Annotated in this window: 22 protein-coding genes and 1 pseudogene; 7 read left to right on the top strand and 16 right to left on the bottom strand. The window is 55.4% G+C overall.

Annotated features, from left to right (window positions below; translation table 11 throughout):
- Position 1 precedes the first annotated feature (1 nt).
- Complete coding sequence (locus NOW55_RS20845) at positions 2 to 223, top strand: DUF8139 family protein (protein WP_368407785.1); 222 nt, start codon at positions 2 to 4, stop codon at positions 221 to 223.
- A gap of 17 nt (positions 224 to 240) precedes the next feature.
- Here NOW55_RS20845 and NOW55_RS18145 read toward each other — a convergent pair whose 3' ends face one another.
- The 5 genes from NOW55_RS18145 to NOW55_RS18125 form a co-directional block, all read right to left on the bottom strand.
- Positions 241 to 723, bottom strand: a complete 483-nt coding sequence (locus tag NOW55_RS18145) for a Zn-binding domain-containing protein (protein WP_256401535.1) — start codon at positions 721 to 723, stop codon at positions 241 to 243.
- Positions 724 to 1552: 829 nt separating this feature from the next.
- On the bottom strand, positions 1553 to 2932 hold the full coding sequence (locus NOW55_RS18140; protein ID WP_256401534.1) for a Cdc6/Cdc18 family protein: 1380 nt from the start codon (positions 2930 to 2932) through the stop codon (positions 1553 to 1555).
- A gap of 2054 nt (positions 2933 to 4986) precedes the next feature.
- A complete protein-coding gene (locus NOW55_RS18135; RefSeq protein ID WP_256401533.1) occupies positions 4987 to 5805 on the bottom strand; it encodes a YihY/virulence factor BrkB family protein in 819 nt (272 codons plus the stop codon).
- A 1033-nt stretch (positions 5806 to 6838) separates the two neighbouring features.
- A complete protein-coding gene (locus NOW55_RS18130; protein WP_256401532.1) occupies positions 6839 to 7273 on the bottom strand; it encodes a PIN domain-containing protein in 435 nt (144 codons plus the stop codon).
- The gene (locus NOW55_RS18125; RefSeq protein WP_256401531.1) at positions 7274 to 7525 is read right to left on the bottom strand and encodes an AbrB/MazE/SpoVT family DNA-binding domain-containing protein; all 252 of its coding nucleotides are present in this window, start codon (positions 7523 to 7525) and stop codon (positions 7274 to 7276) included.
- A 126-nt stretch (positions 7526 to 7651) separates the two neighbouring features.
- Here NOW55_RS18125 and NOW55_RS18120 point away from each other — a divergent pair.
- Positions 7652 to 7966 (top strand): annotated as a pseudogene (locus NOW55_RS18120) (zinc ribbon domain-containing protein); the annotation flags it as partial.
- Between the two features lie 140 nt (positions 7967 to 8106).
- Positions 8107 to 8667: a DUF7342 family protein gene (locus NOW55_RS18115; RefSeq protein WP_256401530.1), complete on the top strand. Its 561-nt coding sequence runs from the start codon at positions 8107 to 8109 to the stop codon at positions 8665 to 8667.
- 36 nt (positions 8668 to 8703) lie between these two features.
- On the opposite strand, the gene NOW55_RS18110 is transcribed toward NOW55_RS18115, so the two are convergent.
- From NOW55_RS18110 to NOW55_RS18090, 5 genes are all read right to left on the bottom strand, one after another.
- Positions 8704 to 9525: an SWIM zinc finger family protein gene (locus NOW55_RS18110; RefSeq protein ID WP_256401529.1), complete on the bottom strand. Its 822-nt coding sequence runs from the start codon at positions 9523 to 9525 to the stop codon at positions 8704 to 8706.
- 139 nt (positions 9526 to 9664) lie between these two features.
- Positions 9665 to 9802, bottom strand: coding sequence for a hypothetical protein (locus NOW55_RS18105; RefSeq protein WP_256401528.1), 138 nt, complete (start codon positions 9800 to 9802; stop codon positions 9665 to 9667).
- 226 nt (positions 9803 to 10028) lie between these two features.
- The gene (locus NOW55_RS18100) at positions 10029 to 10148 is read right to left on the bottom strand and encodes a Fic family protein (RefSeq protein ID WP_256401997.1); all 120 of its coding nucleotides are present in this window, start codon (positions 10146 to 10148) and stop codon (positions 10029 to 10031) included.
- Positions 10149 to 10169: 21 nt separating this feature from the next.
- Positions 10170 to 10355: a hypothetical protein gene (locus tag NOW55_RS18095; RefSeq protein WP_256401527.1), complete on the bottom strand. Its 186-nt coding sequence runs from the start codon at positions 10353 to 10355 to the stop codon at positions 10170 to 10172.
- A gap of 28 nt (positions 10356 to 10383) precedes the next feature.
- Positions 10384 to 11373: a transcription initiation factor IIB gene (locus NOW55_RS18090; RefSeq protein WP_368407796.1), complete on the bottom strand. Its 990-nt coding sequence runs from the start codon at positions 11371 to 11373 to the stop codon at positions 10384 to 10386.
- A gap of 325 nt (positions 11374 to 11698) precedes the next feature.
- On the opposite strand from NOW55_RS18090, the gene NOW55_RS18085 reads away from it, so the two are divergent.
- Positions 11699 to 13198 carry a hypothetical protein gene (locus NOW55_RS18085; RefSeq protein ID WP_256401525.1) on the top strand — a complete coding sequence of 500 codons (1500 nt, stop codon included), beginning with the start codon at positions 11699 to 11701 and terminating at the stop codon, positions 13196 to 13198.
- 283 nt (positions 13199 to 13481) lie between these two features.
- Here the strand turns inward: NOW55_RS18085 and NOW55_RS18080 are convergent, their stop codons facing one another.
- Entirely contained in the window at positions 13482 to 13973 is a 492-nt protein-coding gene (locus tag NOW55_RS18080; protein WP_256401524.1) for a DUF7995 family protein, read from the bottom strand.
- A gap of 109 nt (positions 13974 to 14082) precedes the next feature.
- Positions 14083 to 14355, bottom strand: coding sequence for an SWIM zinc finger family protein (locus tag NOW55_RS18075; protein WP_256401996.1), 273 nt, complete (start codon positions 14353 to 14355; stop codon positions 14083 to 14085).
- Here NOW55_RS18075 and NOW55_RS18070 point away from each other — a divergent pair.
- Complete coding sequence (locus tag NOW55_RS18070) at positions 14305 to 14508, top strand: hypothetical protein (RefSeq protein ID WP_256402008.1); 204 nt, start codon at positions 14305 to 14307, stop codon at positions 14506 to 14508. The two genes, NOW55_RS18075 and NOW55_RS18070, sit on opposite strands and share 51 nt — an antisense overlap.
- A 61-nt stretch (positions 14509 to 14569) precedes the next feature.
- Here the strand turns inward: NOW55_RS18070 and NOW55_RS18065 are convergent, their stop codons facing one another.
- The 3 genes from NOW55_RS18065 to mntA all read right to left on the bottom strand — a co-directional run bounded on the left by NOW55_RS18065 (position 14570) and on the right by mntA (position 16581).
- Positions 14570 to 15490 carry a transcription initiation factor IIB gene (locus tag NOW55_RS18065; RefSeq protein ID WP_256401523.1) on the bottom strand — a complete coding sequence of 307 codons (921 nt, stop codon included), beginning with the start codon at positions 15488 to 15490 and terminating at the stop codon, positions 14570 to 14572.
- Positions 15491 to 15628: 138 nt separating this feature from the next.
- On the bottom strand, positions 15629 to 16099 hold the full coding sequence (gene hepT / locus NOW55_RS18060) for a type VII toxin-antitoxin system HepT family RNase toxin (protein WP_256401521.1): 471 nt from the start codon (positions 16097 to 16099) through the stop codon (positions 15629 to 15631).
- Complete coding sequence (gene mntA / locus NOW55_RS18055; protein WP_256401995.1) at positions 16096 to 16581, bottom strand: type VII toxin-antitoxin system MntA family adenylyltransferase antitoxin; 486 nt, start codon at positions 16579 to 16581, stop codon at positions 16096 to 16098. Before mntA ends, hepT begins: the two co-directional genes overlap by 4 nt.
- A gap of 520 nt (positions 16582 to 17101) precedes the next feature.
- On the opposite strand from mntA, the gene NOW55_RS18050 reads away from it, so the two are divergent.
- Positions 17102 to 17866, top strand: a complete 765-nt coding sequence (locus tag NOW55_RS18050) for a hypothetical protein (protein ID WP_256401520.1) — start codon at positions 17102 to 17104, stop codon at positions 17864 to 17866.
- 486 nt (positions 17867 to 18352) lie between these two features.
- On the opposite strand, the gene NOW55_RS20975 is transcribed toward NOW55_RS18050, so the two are convergent.
- On the bottom strand, positions 18353 to 18682 hold the full coding sequence (locus NOW55_RS20975) for a DUF7344 domain-containing protein (RefSeq protein ID WP_438266586.1): 330 nt from the start codon (positions 18680 to 18682) through the stop codon (positions 18353 to 18355).
- Positions 18683 to 18804: 122 nt separating this feature from the next.
- Here NOW55_RS20975 and NOW55_RS18045 point away from each other — a divergent pair, with 122 nt between their 5' ends.
- Positions 18805 to 19461, top strand: coding sequence for a PAS domain-containing protein (locus tag NOW55_RS18045; RefSeq protein WP_256401519.1), 657 nt, complete (start codon positions 18805 to 18807; stop codon positions 19459 to 19461).
- Positions 19462 to 19477 lie beyond the last annotated feature (16 nt).

The following is a 19477-nucleotide window of genomic DNA, read 5'->3' as shown; positions in this document are numbered from 1 at the left end:
TATGGGTAGGTTCCACGAAGGAGACCGAGTACGGATTGACATTCCTGACGAGACCGACCCAGATCATGTCCATCATGCGAAACACGGGGAAATAGTTCGATTATGGTCTGACGATGCAGGAGTAGAATCGGGTGATTCCCGCGACTCAATATTATATCGGGTGGAATTGGATTCCGGTGAATCCATTGATGTCCGATGGCGCGATCTCCGTCCACCAATATAGAAATCCCCAGTACCGCTTCACTTTTCCACTTGCTCCAAAGCAGCTTGTAAGAGACTGACAGCAGCCTGCCGATGCAGCGGTTCGTTCTGATTGCCACATTGGCTGCTCATCAAGCACGCTGGACAACCGACAGGTCGGCCACAGTCGCAGTCCTCAATCCGCTCCATAGTGCGCTGAGCGACTGCTTCGAAGTTCTCGTAGATACTGTGCGCGAACCCGACGCCGCCTTCGACCGTATCGTGGATGAACCACACAGGACTTCGAATTTCGGGATGCAAGATTGTCGAGAGCCCGCCCATGTCGCTATTGTCTAGCCGAAGTTCAAGTTGGGCCATTTTGATCATCCCGTGTTCGCCACCGTGAAGCCCACCAGCGAGGGTGTACTCTTGTCTCCCCATATGGGCGAAGTCGGATCCGTTGTCAGGCTCAATCAGCGAACCGTCAGGGATCTCGTTAAGGACGCAGTCGATGATTTCTGGTGGAAACGACTCCGCTCGCACCCGTTCTCAGGATTCAGTCCAGAGCGACTTCACTCTGCAAATACATCAAGGCTCATGATGGCGATCACGGTGCATGTCGATATTCGGATCGAACATGGAGCCTAGTAAGACTTGGTGGCGTTCGTACCGCAGCGCGAAAGCGACGCAGGCGCACTGACGAAGTATCTCGGAAAAGAAATTGGCGACGACTAGTCCAATACCAATGGATCGAAGCCCGACAGCGCTTAACCCCGCCTTTGATCGAGTAGGTCTTGGGGGGACTGTCTCGACCGGCTCGATGTCACGCGGAAACTTGACGTGTTGAATAGGATTCTCGAACCAGAATCGATGAACGGGAGGTGGTACCATAACAGCGGGACAGATTGTCGATCGGAATCGTGTTTTTAAGCCGTTAGTAGGCATTTCGTAGAATGCACAGAACGTGGCGGGCTTGAAGCTGACTCACGAACAAGACTTAGCTGTCCACCTGAACCAGGATTTCGAGTACGTGACGTGGAGGATGAGAAATTTTCACGAGATCGCGTTCTCGACCCCACGAAGAGATCGAGACCTACGACACCTCGTACTACGAGACAGAAATCATCAAGTTGTTGATAGTGTGTTGTCCCACTCGGCTGGGACCAAACGGAGATCCGGCGGAAACCCGCAGCTATGACACCAGGTCGAGTTCATATGGACCCACTAGCAACCTGTCGTAGAAGACTGATCCCCACCCCACGTCTCCGTCATAATTTTTGACCTCGTCGATTCCCATAATAGCACCGTTCGGTGGGCATTCAGTCGATTGCGGACACACCCGGGGGTGAGTACACTGACGATCCGATCGTTGCTACCTCAGCGTCTGCTGGTCGTTCAGCCAGTTCTTCGCGAGTTCATTGAAGTCGACCGCGTCGAATCGGGAGACAGCCTCGAGTACCTCGATGGCCGTCGACGGTTCAACGCGGAGCTCAAACGTGTAGGCCTCGCCGCCGACAGATCCGGAGGCTGATTTTCGCGCACGAATGATACTCAGCATGTCGAGTTCGATTAGATGGTCACGCATCCGGCGTTGAGCCAGGCGATCGGCGTCAATGTGGTCTGAAAGAGACCTATAGACATCATAGACATCACGAGTCCGAATCTCAGAGTGCTCTGCGAGTTCCAGAATTGTCACCGCGGCGAGCGCAAGGTGGCCCTGGGTCGTGAGCTGTTCCATCCCCTCGATGATGAGCTCTCGCTCAGCTTCGCCCTGAGCGGTTCGGACGTGTCCCTCGTCGACACGCCCATCATCCTCGGATTCCGCGATTGCGGCTGCTTTTCGAAGGTACTTAATCGCCTGCCTGGCGCTCCCTTTGTCCTGTGCAGCGTACGCGGCACAGAGTGGAATAACCTCATCGGACAGGACTTCCGAATTGATACGGAGAAGCGTACAATCGGTACGATCGACGTCCATTTCCTCGAAGGCTTTGGCAAGCGAACCATCGTCATCATCCAGGTCGATGCTGATCTCGAACTCCTCGCCCTCCTGTGTTTCATAGATGAGCGATGTGTCACGGAACGCCTTGCTCGCACGGCGGGAGAGGATGTCGCGGAGTTCGTTCGCATCATAGGGCGCAAAGAAAATCGAGTCGTCGTAGAGGCTGTCCTTCGCGGCCGGGTCGAGGTTATCACGCCACTGAAGATCGTTGCTGATACCGATAATCGATGGATAGACGTCGTCATTGACGTAGTCCTTATCACGTGCTCGAGGGAGCGAGTAGAGAATCTTATCGTCCGTTCCGAGATTGTCGATTTCGTCAAGGACGATGATGATGGTCCCACCGATCGCGTTCATCGCGTCCCAGAGGTGGTCGAGCACCTTCTGCATCGGATGTCCATTGGGGTTCTCGCCCCCAAGTTCCTCACAGAGCCCACACGCGAGCGTGTAACTTGATGAGATTCCCTCACAGGAGAAGAACACCGTTGTCAGAGCTAAGTTCTGGGCTTCGGCAAACGCCTCCAGTTCCGCCAGCTCCACCTTTGCGGCCGCCGTCTTCCCCTGACCAGCCTTCCCCGAGAGAAACGTGTTCTCGGCGCCAGCACCACGGGCTGCTGGCTTCAATGAGCGCCGAAGCTTCAAGATCTCTTCTCGTCTCTCCGGCAGCGTCGTCGGGGTGTGGCCCTCTTTGAGGTAGTCCTCGCCGCCGACCGCAAAGATCTCGGAGGTCGTCGAATACGGGGACGAATCCATCGTGCATATTTCGTGTATTCAAACCACATAAACCCCCCGCGTCCGTAATGTCTTATTTGTCCGGATGGCCCCCCACCCCGTCCGGAATTGTTATTTTTTTAACGATACTTGAGACTCGATGTGAAAGGGATTCTCGTTTTCTCAGACCGAGAAGGATGTCGGTCCACGTATATTCATGCTTATCGAGGACTCCACCCGGCCCCCCGGGGTTGTCCGCAATTTTTCATGAAACAGGGTCGTGCCGATAATTGGGTCAACTTGGTTGACTTCTGGAAAAACGCAGATTCAATGTGAAAAGAGTCGATTGCGGGGAACGTATTTGATAACTCTTTCTACTCGTAGTTCATTGTAACAGATAGAGGAGTTATCTCACCGTTTTCCATCTCAAACTGCAGCTATTCAAGTACCATAATTACTGTATCGCTTCAATCCCCATACGCTCCCATGATAGAATTGCGGACAACCCCGGGGGCGGGGGTTGAGATATCTGCCTCCTCCTCGTCGCTGGACTGAGCGCCCTCAGTCGGCCAGCGCAAACGCGATCTGAAGTGACTAGTGCATCAGTCAAGGTTGTTCTCAGGTGAAGCCAGCTAGTTAATATTTTCAATCGGATTCTGGTCGACCAGGTGGAGAGTGAGGCTCCTCCCCTGTTAGACGTTGATGAATTGCGGACAACCCCGGGGGTGGGTACAATCTGGTTGAATTGATCGACGTTCATCGTCGGTAGTGTCACTGTCGTCGACTCTGGATTTTCAGAATAGCGCACGGTGTGGACTTCCGACTCCACTGTATGAGAGAGGCACATATTAACCAACACACCCAGGTAAGGACACAGTGTTGGTTAAGGCTTACTTCGCCCGATTGTGCACATGCACCTGCTTCGAAATTGATTGTTATCCCATGTCCAAAATAAATCACACCAGCCTGCGAGTGTTCTGAACCAAGAAATTCCCAGGAATCATCTACCCCCACACACCGCCCTGCAAGTGTTTTTTCGTACAATCCGGTCTCAAGTACAAGACTCACACACCACCGTGCAAGTGTTTTCGATGTGGGCGGCATGGGTGTGTACTCTTGCTGCTCCACCGTCGCTGATCACGATTGGGTCAAATCGGTTAGAATATTTATCAGAATAGTGGCCACACAATCACCTACAATAAAAATTTATTATTAAGTAGAATCCTCCGATTCCAGTGTAAGGTAATTGCAAAACAGAGCCCTTCTAACAGTGAACTGCAGATTGGTATGTATTTACAACATTTTTCTTTAAGCACCCGGACTGCCTGACTTCAGACACCCCACCGTTCGTCATCGTCAAGAACACTTGCACGGTGGTGTGTGAGTGTCTCGTATTCATGATACCAACCGAGCCTGAGGCCGGACTACACATCGAATATTTGCGGACGTCCCCGGGGGTGGGGGAGCTGTCCAGGTCGACTTCCCTCAACGACTGAAGTCGTGGGTTGTGACTACTACGGGCCAAAGAACCACGACGGCGCCCTCGAGGAGGAGGAGGAGGTCGTTCCACATTGCGCTGCAATTGCTACCTAGGACACCGCATCAGCACGTCAGGAGGTTCGTCAAGAACATGCTCAGGCAGATGAAGTCGAGTTTGTGAGAGAGGACCATATCCGGGCTGGTCAGGACAAGCTCGAATAGAGCAGTATACGAGGAAATGCAGGAACTCATGACACGGCGCCACGCCGTACTCCAGCGTACTACCAAACTGTTGGTGAACATAGCCAATGAATACGGTTAGTGAACAAGTTCTATGAACGCTCACTTGTTCACCGGGAGGAGTTCAAGCCTCCATGGTGCTGTAGAAGAGCAACCCAGCACCCCCATCTTCATCAGATCTGCATAGACGCTTCATGCCGGACGCTCGTCCACTTCTAGAGGAACTGTGCCCTCCAGTTCTCTGAGACCATCGCAGGCCGAAATAGTCCACGTACTCGACCAAACCCTGCTTCATCTCGTAGTCGGGTGACACCGACGCATCAAACTGTATGGGGTCAACCACCAACCTTGTCGCGGCTCAGAATTGGAGCGGGCGCTTAGGCGGTGTCACTCGCTTCGACGGGCCCGGCAGGACGGTCAATAGCAATCGCGTTGACCACGGCACCCAGCAGCAGGACAACGCCGCCGAAGTACAGCCAGGTGACCAATAGCAGAATGCTCGCTATGAGATTACCGCCGCCCCCGCTCACCGAGACGTACACTTGGAACAAAACCTGTAGAATCACCCAGCCGACGGCCCCAACGACTGTCCCCGGAAGCACATCCCGCGGCTCCATGTCGATGTCTGGAAACAGGTAGTACATCGGGAAGAACGCGGCGACGAGGCCAACGAAAAGTAGCACCGGGACCAGGACCCCAATGAAAGGAATCGATGAGAGGAGCGCGACGATGCTGGTGGTTCCGACCATCGCGATGATCCCCAGCGTAAGCGTGACAAGCATTAGCAGTCCCTTCTTGGTCTGACCGACGAACGATTCCTGCGTGGTCGTTTCATAGATCTCTGAAAACGCTGTATCGAGCCCACGGAATACCTTGATCGCCCCCCAAACGAGCGTGAGCACCCCTATGAGTGATGCACTAACGGTCGACCCGGCACCAGCGTCTTGTTCTTGTTCAATCATCACCTCGATAACGCCTCCGACCGACGGGGAGACACTGTTTGTGGTGACCTCGATGATCTGTTCTTGCAGGTCAGGAGCGCCGAATACGGATACAGCGAGGAGGGTGAACATAACCAGCGGAACGAGCGAAACGAACGCGCTGTAGGCGATACTCCCTGCGAGGAAAGTCACGTTCTTTTCGCTGAAGACAGTCTTGACCGTTTTCGCGTGTGAGACAGCCGACTGCTTGTCCATACTTCTATTTCTTCATCGAGCAATTTAATCGGGAGGCTTGATGAGGTCTGTTTTCGATCTGGCGGGTTTGCCATCGGACTCGCCCCGAGGGCACGTCAGTGGCGACTCAACAACTGACTCCACCGGTCCATCATCTAGGCACCAGATGAAACTGGAACACCCTCCCCCCGTGTGCGAGATGAAATCGTGAACAGTACAGGGGGGTGGGTAGTGAACAGTAAGACCGTAAAACCCGGGATTGTCTCGAAATCAGCGGATAGAACATTTGAATGGGCGATAAAAACACGATAATTTAATATGGGAAAGTTTATAATTATATAGGGCCAACGAAACCCGTACTAGAGCTTACCTCCGCCACAAATAGAGATAAAATATCTGATACAATGCCTTTCAATACTGTTGATTTCGTTATAAAAATGGTCTACCCACTCGTTTTTTCCGCTTCAAACCGACTGAGGTGGCCGTGTATGCACTAACGACGGATCGACCTCACCACTCATTTCTCCATTTCATCTCGCACACGGGGAGGGAGGGTATCAGACCAATTGCTCTCCAAGTCCTGCACCACCCCTATCGTCTCAGTCAACGCAGGAGTCGAATCAACGATTGCGACGTCACCCGAACTGGACACAGGGAGTGGTACAAATGATTCTGTTACAGGACCAGCCTGGATTCAAATCACACCAATTTCATCTCGCAAACAGGGAGTCCGCCCAGGAATTTGATTTTGCGCGGGGTATCACGTCTTCTCCAGCGCTCCCTTGCAAACAACTTCTACCCCCTGGACCAGGCAGATTTAATCCGGTAGACGGTTTCCACAGACATTTAAATTAGCACGATGTATATTGAAATTATGAAGGTGGGAGACGAAGACCGACCCCTATCACAATCGATAAGATTCACTTTGAAAATATGCTGACGAGAGACGAAGACCGGCTCCCGGAGTGGGACGAGTTCCAGGAGCTGATGGCTGACTACGAGGTGCGACTATCCTGAGACCGAACGTTATCGCCAGCCGTGGCGTCAGCCGGCGTCAGTTTGGGTCGTAGGGATTCGTTGCTGTATCGAGCCGATAGACATCCTCGACAGCGTCAAAATCGTCGTCAAACGCATACAGGTAGCCGAGCCCCTCTGTTTGCATATACGCGACAATGCAGGCGTCGACGAAGGAAAGCGGTTCGTGTTGTCGAAAGAGGGCCTTCCCTGTCGCGAGGGCGTCGGTGGTGAGTGAGTCGATGTGGAAGCGGGCGTTTTCTTCGATGCGATCGAGAAGATCGACAGCGGCGTCGTGGCCGGCGTGAGTCGTGAGGCCGTTGAGTGTTTCCGCGAGCACGTAGTCGAGGACGACTGCCTCCGGGAGCGTTCCTTTGTCGATGCCCTGGAGCATGGGAAGCGCGGCATCGTGTGAACTATCTCGTCGGTATGCGGCAGCAAAGAGGACTGTTGTATCGATGAGTGCACGGGGCATTTATTCGACGTCGACGCCCCAGGCGTCGTGATCGCTCGTTACATCAGTCGGCTCCTCACCAGCGTAGCCGTCGAAATCGGCGAACGTGCCTGTCTGCTGTTGGATGACCTGCACTCGGATGCTCCCGTCGTCTTCGACCTGCCAGCGGAGTTGGTCACCATCGTCGATTTCGAGTTCACGCCGAATCCGGGCGGGGATATTCGCTTGGTTTCCAGACACTTTGCTTTCGGCGTCGATTCTGTCGCTGCTCATACCTCCCGATATGTGGCCGGCCCTGAAAAGCCTAGTGTGCCGCCACACTAACCAGTAACAGAAGAGCGATTCCGACGAATAGGATGGGAATCTACCCTGTGGTCGTTGGGAGCCGGCCGTCTGGTCGAGGAACGCGGGATTCAGGTTGAGCACGTGGACCCGAAGAACACTTTTCGGCGGTGCTCATCGTGCGGGTTCACCCGCGAGGACAACCGCCCGTCGCAGGACACGTTCTGCTGTCAGTCCTGTGGGTACGAAAAACACGCGGACTACAACGCAGCCAAGAACATCGGATACAGACTCCTTCGCAACCAAACCGGGGGCGAGGGAGGCTCACCCGTAGATGTACGCTTGAACAGCGGGATGCTGAACGCGCACGGTGTAAAACCCGTACCGGATTCGGTTAGAGCGGGAGTCCATGCTGAAAACCCACAGCTTTAGCCATGAGTGTACTTACAGCTTTTGTCGGTATCGCATTTCAACGTCCGGACTCCTTCGCTCGCAACGAACTCTTGATTATGCGAGAGAGTTCAAACATATATGCGAGCCCAGCTCCAATACTGTCGCAAGAGGTGCCAAGCATGTCCGAATCCTCGCGAGATGGGGTCCAGTCGTGGACTGAGTCGATGAGCGCCCGCGACCGTATTCGAGCGGTCGCCGAGACGCTTCGCGAACCGCGATCGGTCAACTGGATCAGCGAGCAGGCCGACGCCGCCTGGAGTACGACCAACGAGGAACTCCAGGGTCTTGTCGACCAGGGCCAGCTGCGCCGTGTCGAGGCCGGCGAGACCACGCGCTACCAGCCGGACTACACGCGCTTGCTCTTCGAGGAAATCCGCACGCTCATCGAGGAGAACACCCGCGAGGAGCTGCGGAACGAATTGGCCGCGATTACCGAGGAGATCGAGGCGTGGCAGGCGACTTACGACGTCGAGACGTGGGAGGAGCTCGAACAGTCGCTCGCCGACGGCGAACTCGCAAGTGGCGAACTTCACGAACGCCGTGACGTGATTACGCGCTGGGAAGAGAATCTGGAAGACCGACGGCTCATCAAGCACGCGTTGACGCTCTACTCCGACGTCGAAGCCGCTCGCGAACAGCGGATCAACGTGGCTGACCGCGACACAAACTACTTCTCGTAATCTTCGAACTCGCGGGCGTCATCAAGGGCGACACAGCTACTCGCAGGACTGCTCATCCGCCTTTTCCCGGAGGTCGACCGCGGCCTTCTCGAAGTGTTCCGCGAGGAACGGCGTTCCCGACATCGCCCGATCGTCGAGGAACGCGACGGCGTCAGTGACGGCAGCAGCGTCACGCTCCGCGGCCGCGACACAGTCGACGTACCCGTCGAGTGCCCGTCTGAACGCACTCGAGAAGTGGTCGTAGACGCCGTCGACGCGCTCCATGTTGTCGTCGAGCGACTCGACGAGGGCCCGATAGACGGTCGCCGCCGACGCGTACCGCCCCTGTTCGCGGTACTCGTTCGCGAGATCGAACCACTCCGTGAAGTCGATGGGCTCGAAGACGACGTGGTACTCAGGGTTCGTCTCTTCGAACCGCCTGTCGATCGAGGTGCGAAGCTCGTCGACTGACTGTCTCGTCGGCTCGCCGACTCGGGCGAGAAACCGATCGCGGAGATTCGCATCGGTCGCGAGTTCGTCACGCAGGAACGCGCGGAGTTCGTCTGCGTCGGCGCCGTCAAGTGCGGCGTCGAGTTGATCGCCTTCATCTGGCAGTGGGTCGTCAACACACCGGAGCAACACGGCGACGACGTGCTTGCACGCTCCCGACCCGTCGTACGGACAATCGCACCACGGGGCAAACCCGTCGGTGGCGAGGCCAACACGAACATCGTACTGACGGCTGCCGCTCACGACGGCGGTGACGGTGCTGTCGACGCGGTTAATCTCGTGGATACGACCATCCGCGAGGTATCGTTCGCCACGTTCGAAGACCGCGTCCGTGCAGACATCTCGAACCGTGTCCTCATTTAACTCCATGTGCGTGGACGATGTTCCAGTGCGAACGAGAAAACCGATACGTCGATCTCGCTTTCGCTCCGGATCGGAACGGCCTCACTCTGAGAGAGGCCACGATACTGTTGTAGGACTACGTGGAACCCACAGCTTGGAGGGAGTCCTACTCGGTCGCGAGTTCGTCGTAGATTTCCTCATGCTCGTCGAGGTCCTGCCGGCCGAGGAACCGAATGAGATATTGCCGCGCCTCCTTGGGGGACATCTCATCGGGGATTTCGGGCTGGTCACTTTCGGCGGCCATACTTAGTTCTCACTATGGGATTCGTGGTCATAATCGTCGGGTTCGTGTTGTTCATCGTCGCCTGTGTCGTGCTTGGAACCTCTGGGTAGCTGATCTGTGCCTTCGATGCGTGACAGCCACAGGTTGATGGTTGCCTCGTACTCCGGAGCGAGCAGCTCTGTGTGTGTTCGTAGATACTCGATCACGTCGTCCTCATTGACACTGCTCTCATCTGTCGCGAGCGCTTTCAGGATCTCTTTGATTTCCCGATTGTAGTCAAAGCGGGGCCATTCAACGCGTAAAAAATTCGGGTCGACATAAGCGCCGTTCGCTTGTTGCCATCGACGAATGGATGATTCGCCGCAATGAGCCGCAGCAGCTGATATGCCTACTCGTGGAGCGACTCGGGCACCTGACCGAAATGGCCTTCCTGAATATGTTCAACGGCGTATTCGATATCGCCTGGCGAAGAGATACCAGCGGTCGTCACCGCATTTGACTCCACGATCAACTCGTGGATGTCACGGATATCAGCAGCCGACAAATAGCTGATTGACTCCGATTCTTCGTCCATTATCGATATCCTTTGTTACAATGCATATCTAACCTCTGCTTTCTGCAGATGCCTCTCGTTTCTGTGTAGTGCTCTTTGGGCCCACTCTTTGTCCACCGTTCAGCTGTTGTAATGTGTCTCGATGGGTCCGAACCGTTGATTGTGAGATGTTGGCGGCTTCTGCAGCTTCGGATTGCATCAGAAATCGGCCCTCTTCGCGACCGGCCTTGTAGAGACAGGCCGCTGCGAACCCGGCCGGATGGACGCCCGTCGTCACGCCGCACTTCTCGGCCTGTTCTGCGAGGGCTCGGGCCTGCTGTCGGATCTCGTTCGGACACTCGAGGTCCGACGCGAGGCGCGGCACGAACATACTGGGGGAGACGGGCTCAGCGGGGAGGCCCAGCTCTTCGTTCAGCGTTTTGTACGCGTTCGTGACCCGTGACTCCGCCACGCGGGCCATCTCGCTCACGTCGTCCACTAACCGCGAAAGACCGTTACACCGACAGGCCCCGTAGATGCTGGCAGCGGCGATGGCCTCGATGGACCTGCCACGAAGCAAATCTTCGTTCTGGGCGCTCCGGAAGAGCTGACACGGTTGGTCACGGACTGAGTCGGATAGTTCGAGCGCACTTGCCAACCGGCGCACCTCGCCCAGCCCGTGTGCGAGATTCCGTTCCGCTTTCGACCGCCAGCGACCACGGGTCTGTTCACCGCGCATCCGTGTGAGTCTCCGCCGCTTCTGCCAGGAGATCTCGTTCCCCTTCGCGTCGGTGCCGCGACCGATCTCTGTCGACAGACCGCGATCGTGGCGGGCCGCAGTGAGTGGGCCGCCCGTTCGTTCGCACTTCTCATCGTCATACGCCCGCCATTCCGACCCGTGATCGATGCGCTGTGCATCGATGACCGGGTCACAGTGTTCGCAGACCGTTTCGACTGCGTTCGTGGTGACGTGGCCGTCGCACTCGGGGCATTGGTTCGCACTCGACTCCGTTCGGACGTCTTCGTCGAAGCCAGTTTCGTAAATGTCTCTAGTTGCCATCGTTCTCACCGTGTTCAGGGAACTCGCCAGTACAGCGAGCCCCTCACCCATTGAGGGGGAATAAACGCTATCAAGTACGGAATTCGGTTCTGCGGGGTTGTGGCACAGAATAAAGCGCTTGAGTTACTATAGTGTATCCAACCTATAGAGCCAGCTGAGGCCGCTGAAATTGATGGCGTCCAGACGATTCTTGTCAATAGTTCCGGGTGCGTTCGAAAAACCGAGTACCACTATCGAAACCAGCGAAACCTGGGACTGAACCCACACAGCCCACCGGTGTAAAGTCAACTAATATAATGCTGGACATATCGAATCCATATAAGATATGAATCAGCGGGATGTCGTTTTATTTGGGCTCTATGCACTCATAGGGGTCCTGGTATTCGTCACGAGGTTACTGACTCTCCCGCTCGAAGCAACAGCCTTGGTTGCCCTCATCGCGGCTGTAAGCGTTCCCACAGCCCATCGAGTAGAAGACATTTACAATCGGCGACGTGACCGACAAGTCCACCGAAAGCGCATCTCCGAACTCGTGAGTCGTGTAAATGATCGGGTCACCGAGATAGGTCTCGAAATAACCAAGCAAGACGAAATAATTGAAACCCTCGCCGACGATGATGAAGAACCCACGTTGGAGACGGTCTATGAGAATTACATCCGCGAGCATTTCGAGGAACTACCCGACTATCAGCAAGAAATTCTCCTCATCCTCCTCCTGTCACGCGAAGTTGACTCCAGTAGTCAGCCTATCGAGCAAGCCAGATTGAAGACACAGATTGCATCGCTGTTGTCGAATATTAATCTCGGTTCCCTCGATAAGCGAACCATCGAGCTACTGGGTGCGTACGATGAGATAGAGTATGGGAAAATTGAACAAGCGGGAGTTACAGCATTATTTGATCGTGAGCCAGAGAATCCCCGAGACTTGGCCTTAGAGTTCGCTACGGACTATGGGACTACTGACCAGCTCGCAATTGTCCTATTCAATGACCGCGAGCGTTCAACTGAACTCAGGAAAACGCTGGGTCGACTAATTGCCCGTGGAAAGATCGATACTGAGACCATCAATCGTGAAACCGCCGAGCGAATCAAAGACGAGATGGAACAAATGGGAGATAGTGCTACGAAGTATCTGGTCTTCTCCCGAAGAATGCACTACGATGATGCGTTCGAGGAGGCTATAGACCGGTTTCCGCACTTGCGTATTGGCACTAAATATCCGGAAAATGGATTCCCAGATGCCGCGGAGTACATGCGAGTCTATATGATTTATCCAGAGCACGACTACGGAAGCGCCGACCGCTTCTTAGAGGAAGCACTGAAGCCGATGGTGTTTGAGGAAACCCTCGAAGAACACTCAGATGCGTTTGTTGCCGCGATGCCGCTTGAACTTTCGAGACTGTCTATCTACCCCGAACACGAAAACGTCGACGAGCATCTTTCGGGGACTCACGAGGCGCTGATGTTCCTGAAGACAGGTGCAAGTGAGGATCTATCTGAGGTAGTCTCGGACCGCGTTGTTAGTGACGTGGGCATTTCGGAACTCCTGGCTGTCCTCCCGTTCAATGTCATCACACCTGACATCAACGAACACGAGAAGGAACTAATAATAGAGAACTACGACCAACTCCAAGATCGATTTGGTGTGTCTGAGCTGTTCGACTGGGCAGATATTGATCCGGAAAGTTTGGCGGAAGCCCTTGCCGAAATAGAGAGCGAAGTGGAAGATGAGCGGTGGGAAGAACTGGCCGAGACGATTGTGGAAAGGGCTGAGAAATACTCAACCGCGACTCACGGGGAGGAGTCCTCTTCTGGTTCTCCATAGGGAGTGGTCACTGGAACGTATCAACCGACGATAGATGTCTTCCTGGTCCGTCTTCCACGCACCGTAGATTCGGTCACGCATTTCATCAGGAAGACCTCGCTCAGCCTCACGAGAGCACTTGATCCGCTTCAAACAGGTGAGAGTGTCTTGGACCAGTACGTGAGGTCGTGGCTGCGCGCGCAGCGAAGCGAGCACGGAGCGGAGGGTGGGGAGGTGGCGGGTGGGCGGGGGTCAAAGCGAATAGAGTACTCGGAGATAATCAAATGAGACGAGGATTTTCGCGTCAGTAGTGGACGTCAGCGGGGACGATCCACAGCGATTCGGACGAGTCCAGAACACGGTCGAGGTGCGACCGGTTCCTGATCCCGTTTGCGTGGCCGTCGTAGAGGAACAGCGAGGGCCCACGGAACGCACCGATGTGGTGGCAGGCGTGTCGGACGAGATTGGTGTCGTGCATCATTTCCTCGACGGTCATCTCCTCAAGCGCTTCCTCGACCTTCTCGAGGTTGCGTTCGAACTCCGAAACGGTCGCATCCCAGCCGCGCTTGAGCATTCGTGCCCCATCGTGCGAGTCGACACGGGCCGCGACCGGGCGTTCACCCCAGCGGGCTTTGCCGGCGACCGCTGCGTCCTCGTCGTCGAACGTGACGTAGTAATCGAACACGGGCCGTTCGTCGAGTCGAGCACCGACGAGTCGGTCGAACGTGAGGTTCGCCTGTTCGAGAGCGTCTTCTTCGGACTCTGCGTCGACGAGCGCGTAGATTATCTGGTGCATGGAATCACACTCACCAGCGCGTCGACGGGGGTCGGCATCGCGGTGCCCAATCTTGCACGCTGGCACCCTGTTGCCAGCGCCACAAACTGGCTCTACGCCGAGCGATCCGTCAGGGAGTGTGCGACGACCGGTCGACTGGCTCGAACGTCGCTTCTCCGTCACAGTAGCAGGGCCAACACGGGACTCCATCGGGGAGTTTGTCACACTCACACTCTTGGTCACACTTCGTTCCAGTCTCATCTGACTTGCTGACCACGCTCCCGCCGTCTGTCGCGACCGTCGCATCCACAGCCGCGTTGAGAACAGGACCACGGATTGCGACCGCCACGCGGTGCTTGCACGCGTCGTCGTAGTGCTCGTCGGCGGGACACGTACAGTGGATCGGAACTCTGTCGACGACACGAACCAGATATCGATGCTCGCTCGGGTCATCGTGGCTGCAGTTGGTCACGAGGACGGCGTCGCCGGCGAGCTGGAACTCGAAGGCCTCGTACTCGGCACGCTTACGGACTCGGTTCGTGAACGACAGTTGTGACAGGGGATGGTTCTCGGTGGGAATTCTGTCTCACCTCACCCGTTCAGGTGAGGAAAAATGTTCAGTCGACGACCTCGTTGAGCGTCTGCCAGTGGTTGCGTACCGTGGCCGTCGAACAGCCCGCAACAGCAGCCACGTCTGCCTGTCCCAGCATCGTACCTTCGCCGGCTTTGTAGAGGCAGGCAGCTGCAAAGCCGGAGGGCTGGACACCGACCGTCACTCCTGCTTCCTGTGCCTGACTGGCGAACGCCCGTGCCTCGTTACGAAGCCGGTCAGGGACACCGAGCTCTGAGGCGATCTGCGGAACGAACTCGCGAGGTGTAATCGGCTTCGCGGGCAATCCGAGCTCCGAATTGAGCGACTTGTAGCAGGCCTTCACCCGGGGCTGACACACCTTCGCCAGCGTCGCGACCTCGTCGACGGTTCGGGGAAGGCCGTTACACCGGATGGCCGCGTAGACACAGGCCGCTGCGATGCCTTCGATGGATCTGCCTCGAAGCAGGGACTCGGACTGAGCCGTCCGGAACAGGGAACAGGCCTGATCACGGAGCGAGTTCCCGAGGCTGAGCGCGCCAACGATGCGCCGGATTTCGGTGAAGCCGTGCATGAGGTTCCGGTCGGCTTTGGACTCGTACTGCCCACGGGAGTGTTCGCGCCGCATCCGCGCGAGCTGTCGGCGTTTCCGTCTGGAGAGCTGGTTGCCTCGAGAGTCGGTTCCATGCCCGATCGTGGTCGAGAGGCCCCGGTCGTGTCTGGCGACCGTGCGAACTCCGCCAGTGCGCCTTCGCTCGTCCTCGTCGTAGCCGCCCCACTCGGGCCCACGGTCGAGTCGCCGTTCGTCGACGACCAGGCCGCAGTCCTCACAGACCGACTCGTCTCCGCTCGGCGTGACGCGTCCATCGCACTCCGGGCAGTGGTTGGTGGTCGTCTCGGTCGGTACGTCCTCGTCGAACGTCGTCGGATAGATGTCACTAACAGGCATCTGAATACGCTCCGAGGCGCTCGCCTGCTCGACGAACCCCTCACCCGACAGGGGTCAATAAATGGCCAATGACGAAGCGATGAAAGTCGGTCACAGGATAGAGTGTACTATTCACACCCGTGTGTGTCGAAAATCGGTTTACTCCGCGTCTGCTTCGTCGAGAGCGCCAATTGAATCGAGATGAGTACCGACGTACTCGGCGAATAGTCGGTACCGTTCGAGGTCCTGGAGCGCGTTATAGACCACATGGTTATCGATGATGTCGCCATAGGTATGAGAGAGCACATTTCTGAAGCGGGCTGCCTGTGCCATCTCTTCAGCAACCGTCGATGGGAGAATACCGATGTCTTCCAACTCTCGCATCGTTGCGGGATTACTCTTGGGGGGTTCTCCTTGGTGATGTTTAACCAGCTCTTCTCCGATGTCGATACAGGCTTCAGTCATCTTGACGAACCGTCGTTCAACAATGTCTCTCGTGTCAGAGTCTTGGTCGTAGGTGTCACGGCTTACAGATTGTTTTTCGGCGAGGACACCAAGACTCGTTTCGAGCGTCTCAATCGCAGTAAGGATTCGATTTAATTTGTCCTGCGGAAAACCTTCATCCCTCATTGGTCGCTGTCCAGCTTACCTGAAGCGGGGACTTGTGAGTCGGTGTCGTCGTCGAGGTGTGCATTGATATTCGAAATTGCAGTATCGAGGCGTTCCCGTGGAGACTTAGACTTACTTCTCTTCTTCGCCAGCTCGCGCAACCGGCTCGATGCGATGCGTTCGTCACCGACTAATATAACTCCGTTAGATAAGATCGAATCCGCGAGTTCTGGCGAGACAGTGTGTACCTCGACGAGGTCTACCTCGTCGGTCTGCAGTGTCTCACTCAAGTCGGCACTCAATCCCAGGAAGGCATCATTGAATGCTGGGTCGGAGGGTTGGACTCCAGAAAGCTCGACTGCGATATCGATATCGCTCGAGGGGTGGGCCTCTCCGGTCGCGTGGGACCCGAACAGAATCGCGAAGCGGACCGGATGCTCTCGGAGTGACGACTCCAGCGCTTCGAGGTTAATTTCGGCATCACCCGGTAGCTCGTTTTTCATCACCAGAATAGTGGTGGGCTGGGAATATAAAAACGAAGGGAGTTGTGGGAAGACACATGCTCCTCGTATCGTGCTGACCCCTGTGTCTCGCATGCTTGCCGTCTTCTCATTGTCAGTATTGAACATCTTCTTGAACTCCGAGGCGCTCGCCTGCTCGACGAACCCCTCACCCGACAGGGGTCAATAAATTCGCTACGGTGGCCGTCAATTCATATTCAGAAGAGAAGAGCAAAGCATGGCCAATTCGTACTGTTCTGTCGCCCTAGAATTATGTCTCTTGGACTTCCATCATGCCTATCCTCCTATGCCCTGGATTGCGATCCACGATGGCGACCACAAAGCCCCTCGACAGGTGCCGAAAGGGGTTGATGTTGAGTGTCCATCCTGCGAAGATCGGATGCGAGTACGAGGAAAGTCAAGTGATGGTCGCGCTCACCATTTCTTTCACGTAGAGAATATCGGCGGTGCTGAGGGAGGGCGGAACATAGACTGCGAGTCCGTTAGCGAATCGAAGATCCACATGAAGTGGAAGTCGCTTGCTGCGGACCGTTTGGAGCAGGAATTCGGTGATCGAATTGAGACGTGTGAAATGGAATACGCACTTGCTGCGCCTGTCTCTGAAAAGGAGCAACGATATGCAGACGCTGCGATTGTGTTCTCGGAACCCGACGAACAACTGGGACGGGGGCTCGCCGTGGAGGTCCAGCACAAGAACGAGGGAAAGGATATTGCGAAAACGACGGCGGATTACACCGAACAGGGATTTGCCGTTGCGTGGGTGGACGAGAGGGATTTCAGTACGGACAGATGCCAGCTGGCCGAGGTCGATTTTCGACACCGTGCGAGAGACACAGTCTGGCCTGATTTCGTCCCTGACGAAGCGAGATGGCAATCACGAAACACCCCCTTCGACCAGCTCCAGGAGCGACGAATGTCGGATTGGGACAACGAACTTGTCGATGATGCAGGCAGGGTCCTGCTCCCAACGGAGTGGGTCGATCGAACTGCGCTTGAAATCTGGCGAAGTCAGCCATGGGACTCGATATTTCGCCCATCCAATACCGGCCTATACGAACTGCAGGGATTACTGAGTCAGGCTGTATTTGGCAGGGAGTTGCCTCCCCCCACGATGCCGCCGGAGTTCGTTGATACTGTTGCCCAGTCTCTCTGGAACCGGCAGCCATGGGAAGATTTGTTTGAACCTCCCAGGGAACTCGGCGACGTGTTCGAAGGCGGGGAATTCACACGTACTGCCAAGGTAGATTTCGATCCGTGGGTCCAGTAGAAGCGGAACTCTGGGGAGGCCCCCTTCGGTGCTCTCTGGGCACTCCAACAGAGAGTAGGGTCCTTCATCGAGTTAGGTAGTAAGAACGCTTCTCGACGATGCCAGGACTGTGGTTCCGCCGCTCAGTTCGTTATTTATTCCCCGGAGCAGGAGTTGGATGGATTCTATCGCCGGTCCTGTATTTCTGAGCCAGCGAGTGGGACTGGGTGATGCGGTTAGCTCGGGGTGAGTACAATTAATCCAGGTCTGTTGAAATCCCCAGTCGCGACAGGACGGATAGGTGTAATCGTTAGATGAAGACGGCTCACATACCGACATAGGGCGCTAACCTACTGACCTGATGCCGAAACCCGAGTGCAAGATACAGAGAGTCTGTGCAGTATATCCGTTGAAACCTCCGGTCTCACTGGAGACGGACTGAATCTCACAAACTACAGTGAAGAACTCACTCCAAAATTTAGGAACACAAGGGAAGTGGTTCGAATCTTAGAACATTTCACGAACATCGGCCAACAATTGCTTCGCCTCTTCATTGCCATGATACCTGATCTGCCCGGTTTGCTTATCATAGCTGACCCATCCACGCGATTGGAGCTTCGATAAGTGCGTTTGCGGGAGTTTCAGCATGAGGTTTTCCTGGCTTTCGGCTGGCATACGTTCTGCTATGTGAGTAGCCAGTTCGTCGAGGGACGAATTCGATTCCTCGGTGTAATTCTCGAAATAGTGAATGATCTCACGTCGGATCGAGTCGGATAACGTTGTAAGTAGTTCGTCAGCCCGCTCCCTTTTTCCGGGATGACAATTATCTGCAGGCATTGATGGGTTCTTTTTCGGAAGCCATCTTCAAGTATTGGATTGCGACTAAGTGCCTCCCAGATGACAATAATATGCTTGGGGTTTACAATCCATCTACTCACAACTATCTATAGGTTGGGACAATGGAACCGAACTACAAGACAGTTTTCAACCGCACTACACTGTATCGTGGGATTCTGGCCCCTGATGGGACGGTTCGTGCAGCAAATGACACAATACTAGCATTCACTGGGAGTAGTAGGGAACAGGTCATCGGAACAGAACTATGGAAGGTCCCCGGTGTTCGCTTCTCTGAAAGGACCCAGCAGCAGGTCCGTGCCGATGTCCGTAAGGCCGCTAAGGGCGAGATCGTCAGACACGAACTGACTGTACAGGGTGCAGAGAGAACTGCACTCGTTGACTTTTCGCTCCAGCCAATGACTGACAAGCACGGTGACGTGACACATCTCATTGCTGAGGGCTACGACATAACCGCCTTGAAACAGCAGGATGCGGTCACATCGCAGACGCGTCACGGACAGACGCACACCAATCTGTTGGTCACGTACTCCCGTGATGCTGATGAACCGATGAGTGAGGCGATACTGAATGCTTTTCTCGCCCTCGATATTGACATCTACGAGATGGACCGCACCCTCCAGGATTGGGTCGATACCGACCTACTCGATGGATTTGATTGGCACTCTGCTCGTCCGCTTACGATTAGAACTCGTCTCTGGGGGTACTCCGTGGAACTGACGGTCGACGCTGTGCGGATATACACAGACATTCGCTCGTAGAGAACAGATCCCTCTC

The sequence above is a fragment of the Haloarchaeobius litoreus genome (assembly GCF_024495425.1).
Taxonomy (GTDB): domain Archaea; phylum Halobacteriota; class Halobacteria; order Halobacteriales; family Natrialbaceae; genus Haloarchaeobius; species Haloarchaeobius litoreus.
Note: the sequence above shows the minus strand (reverse complement) of the source record. Positions and strands in the feature narration are given on the sequence as shown.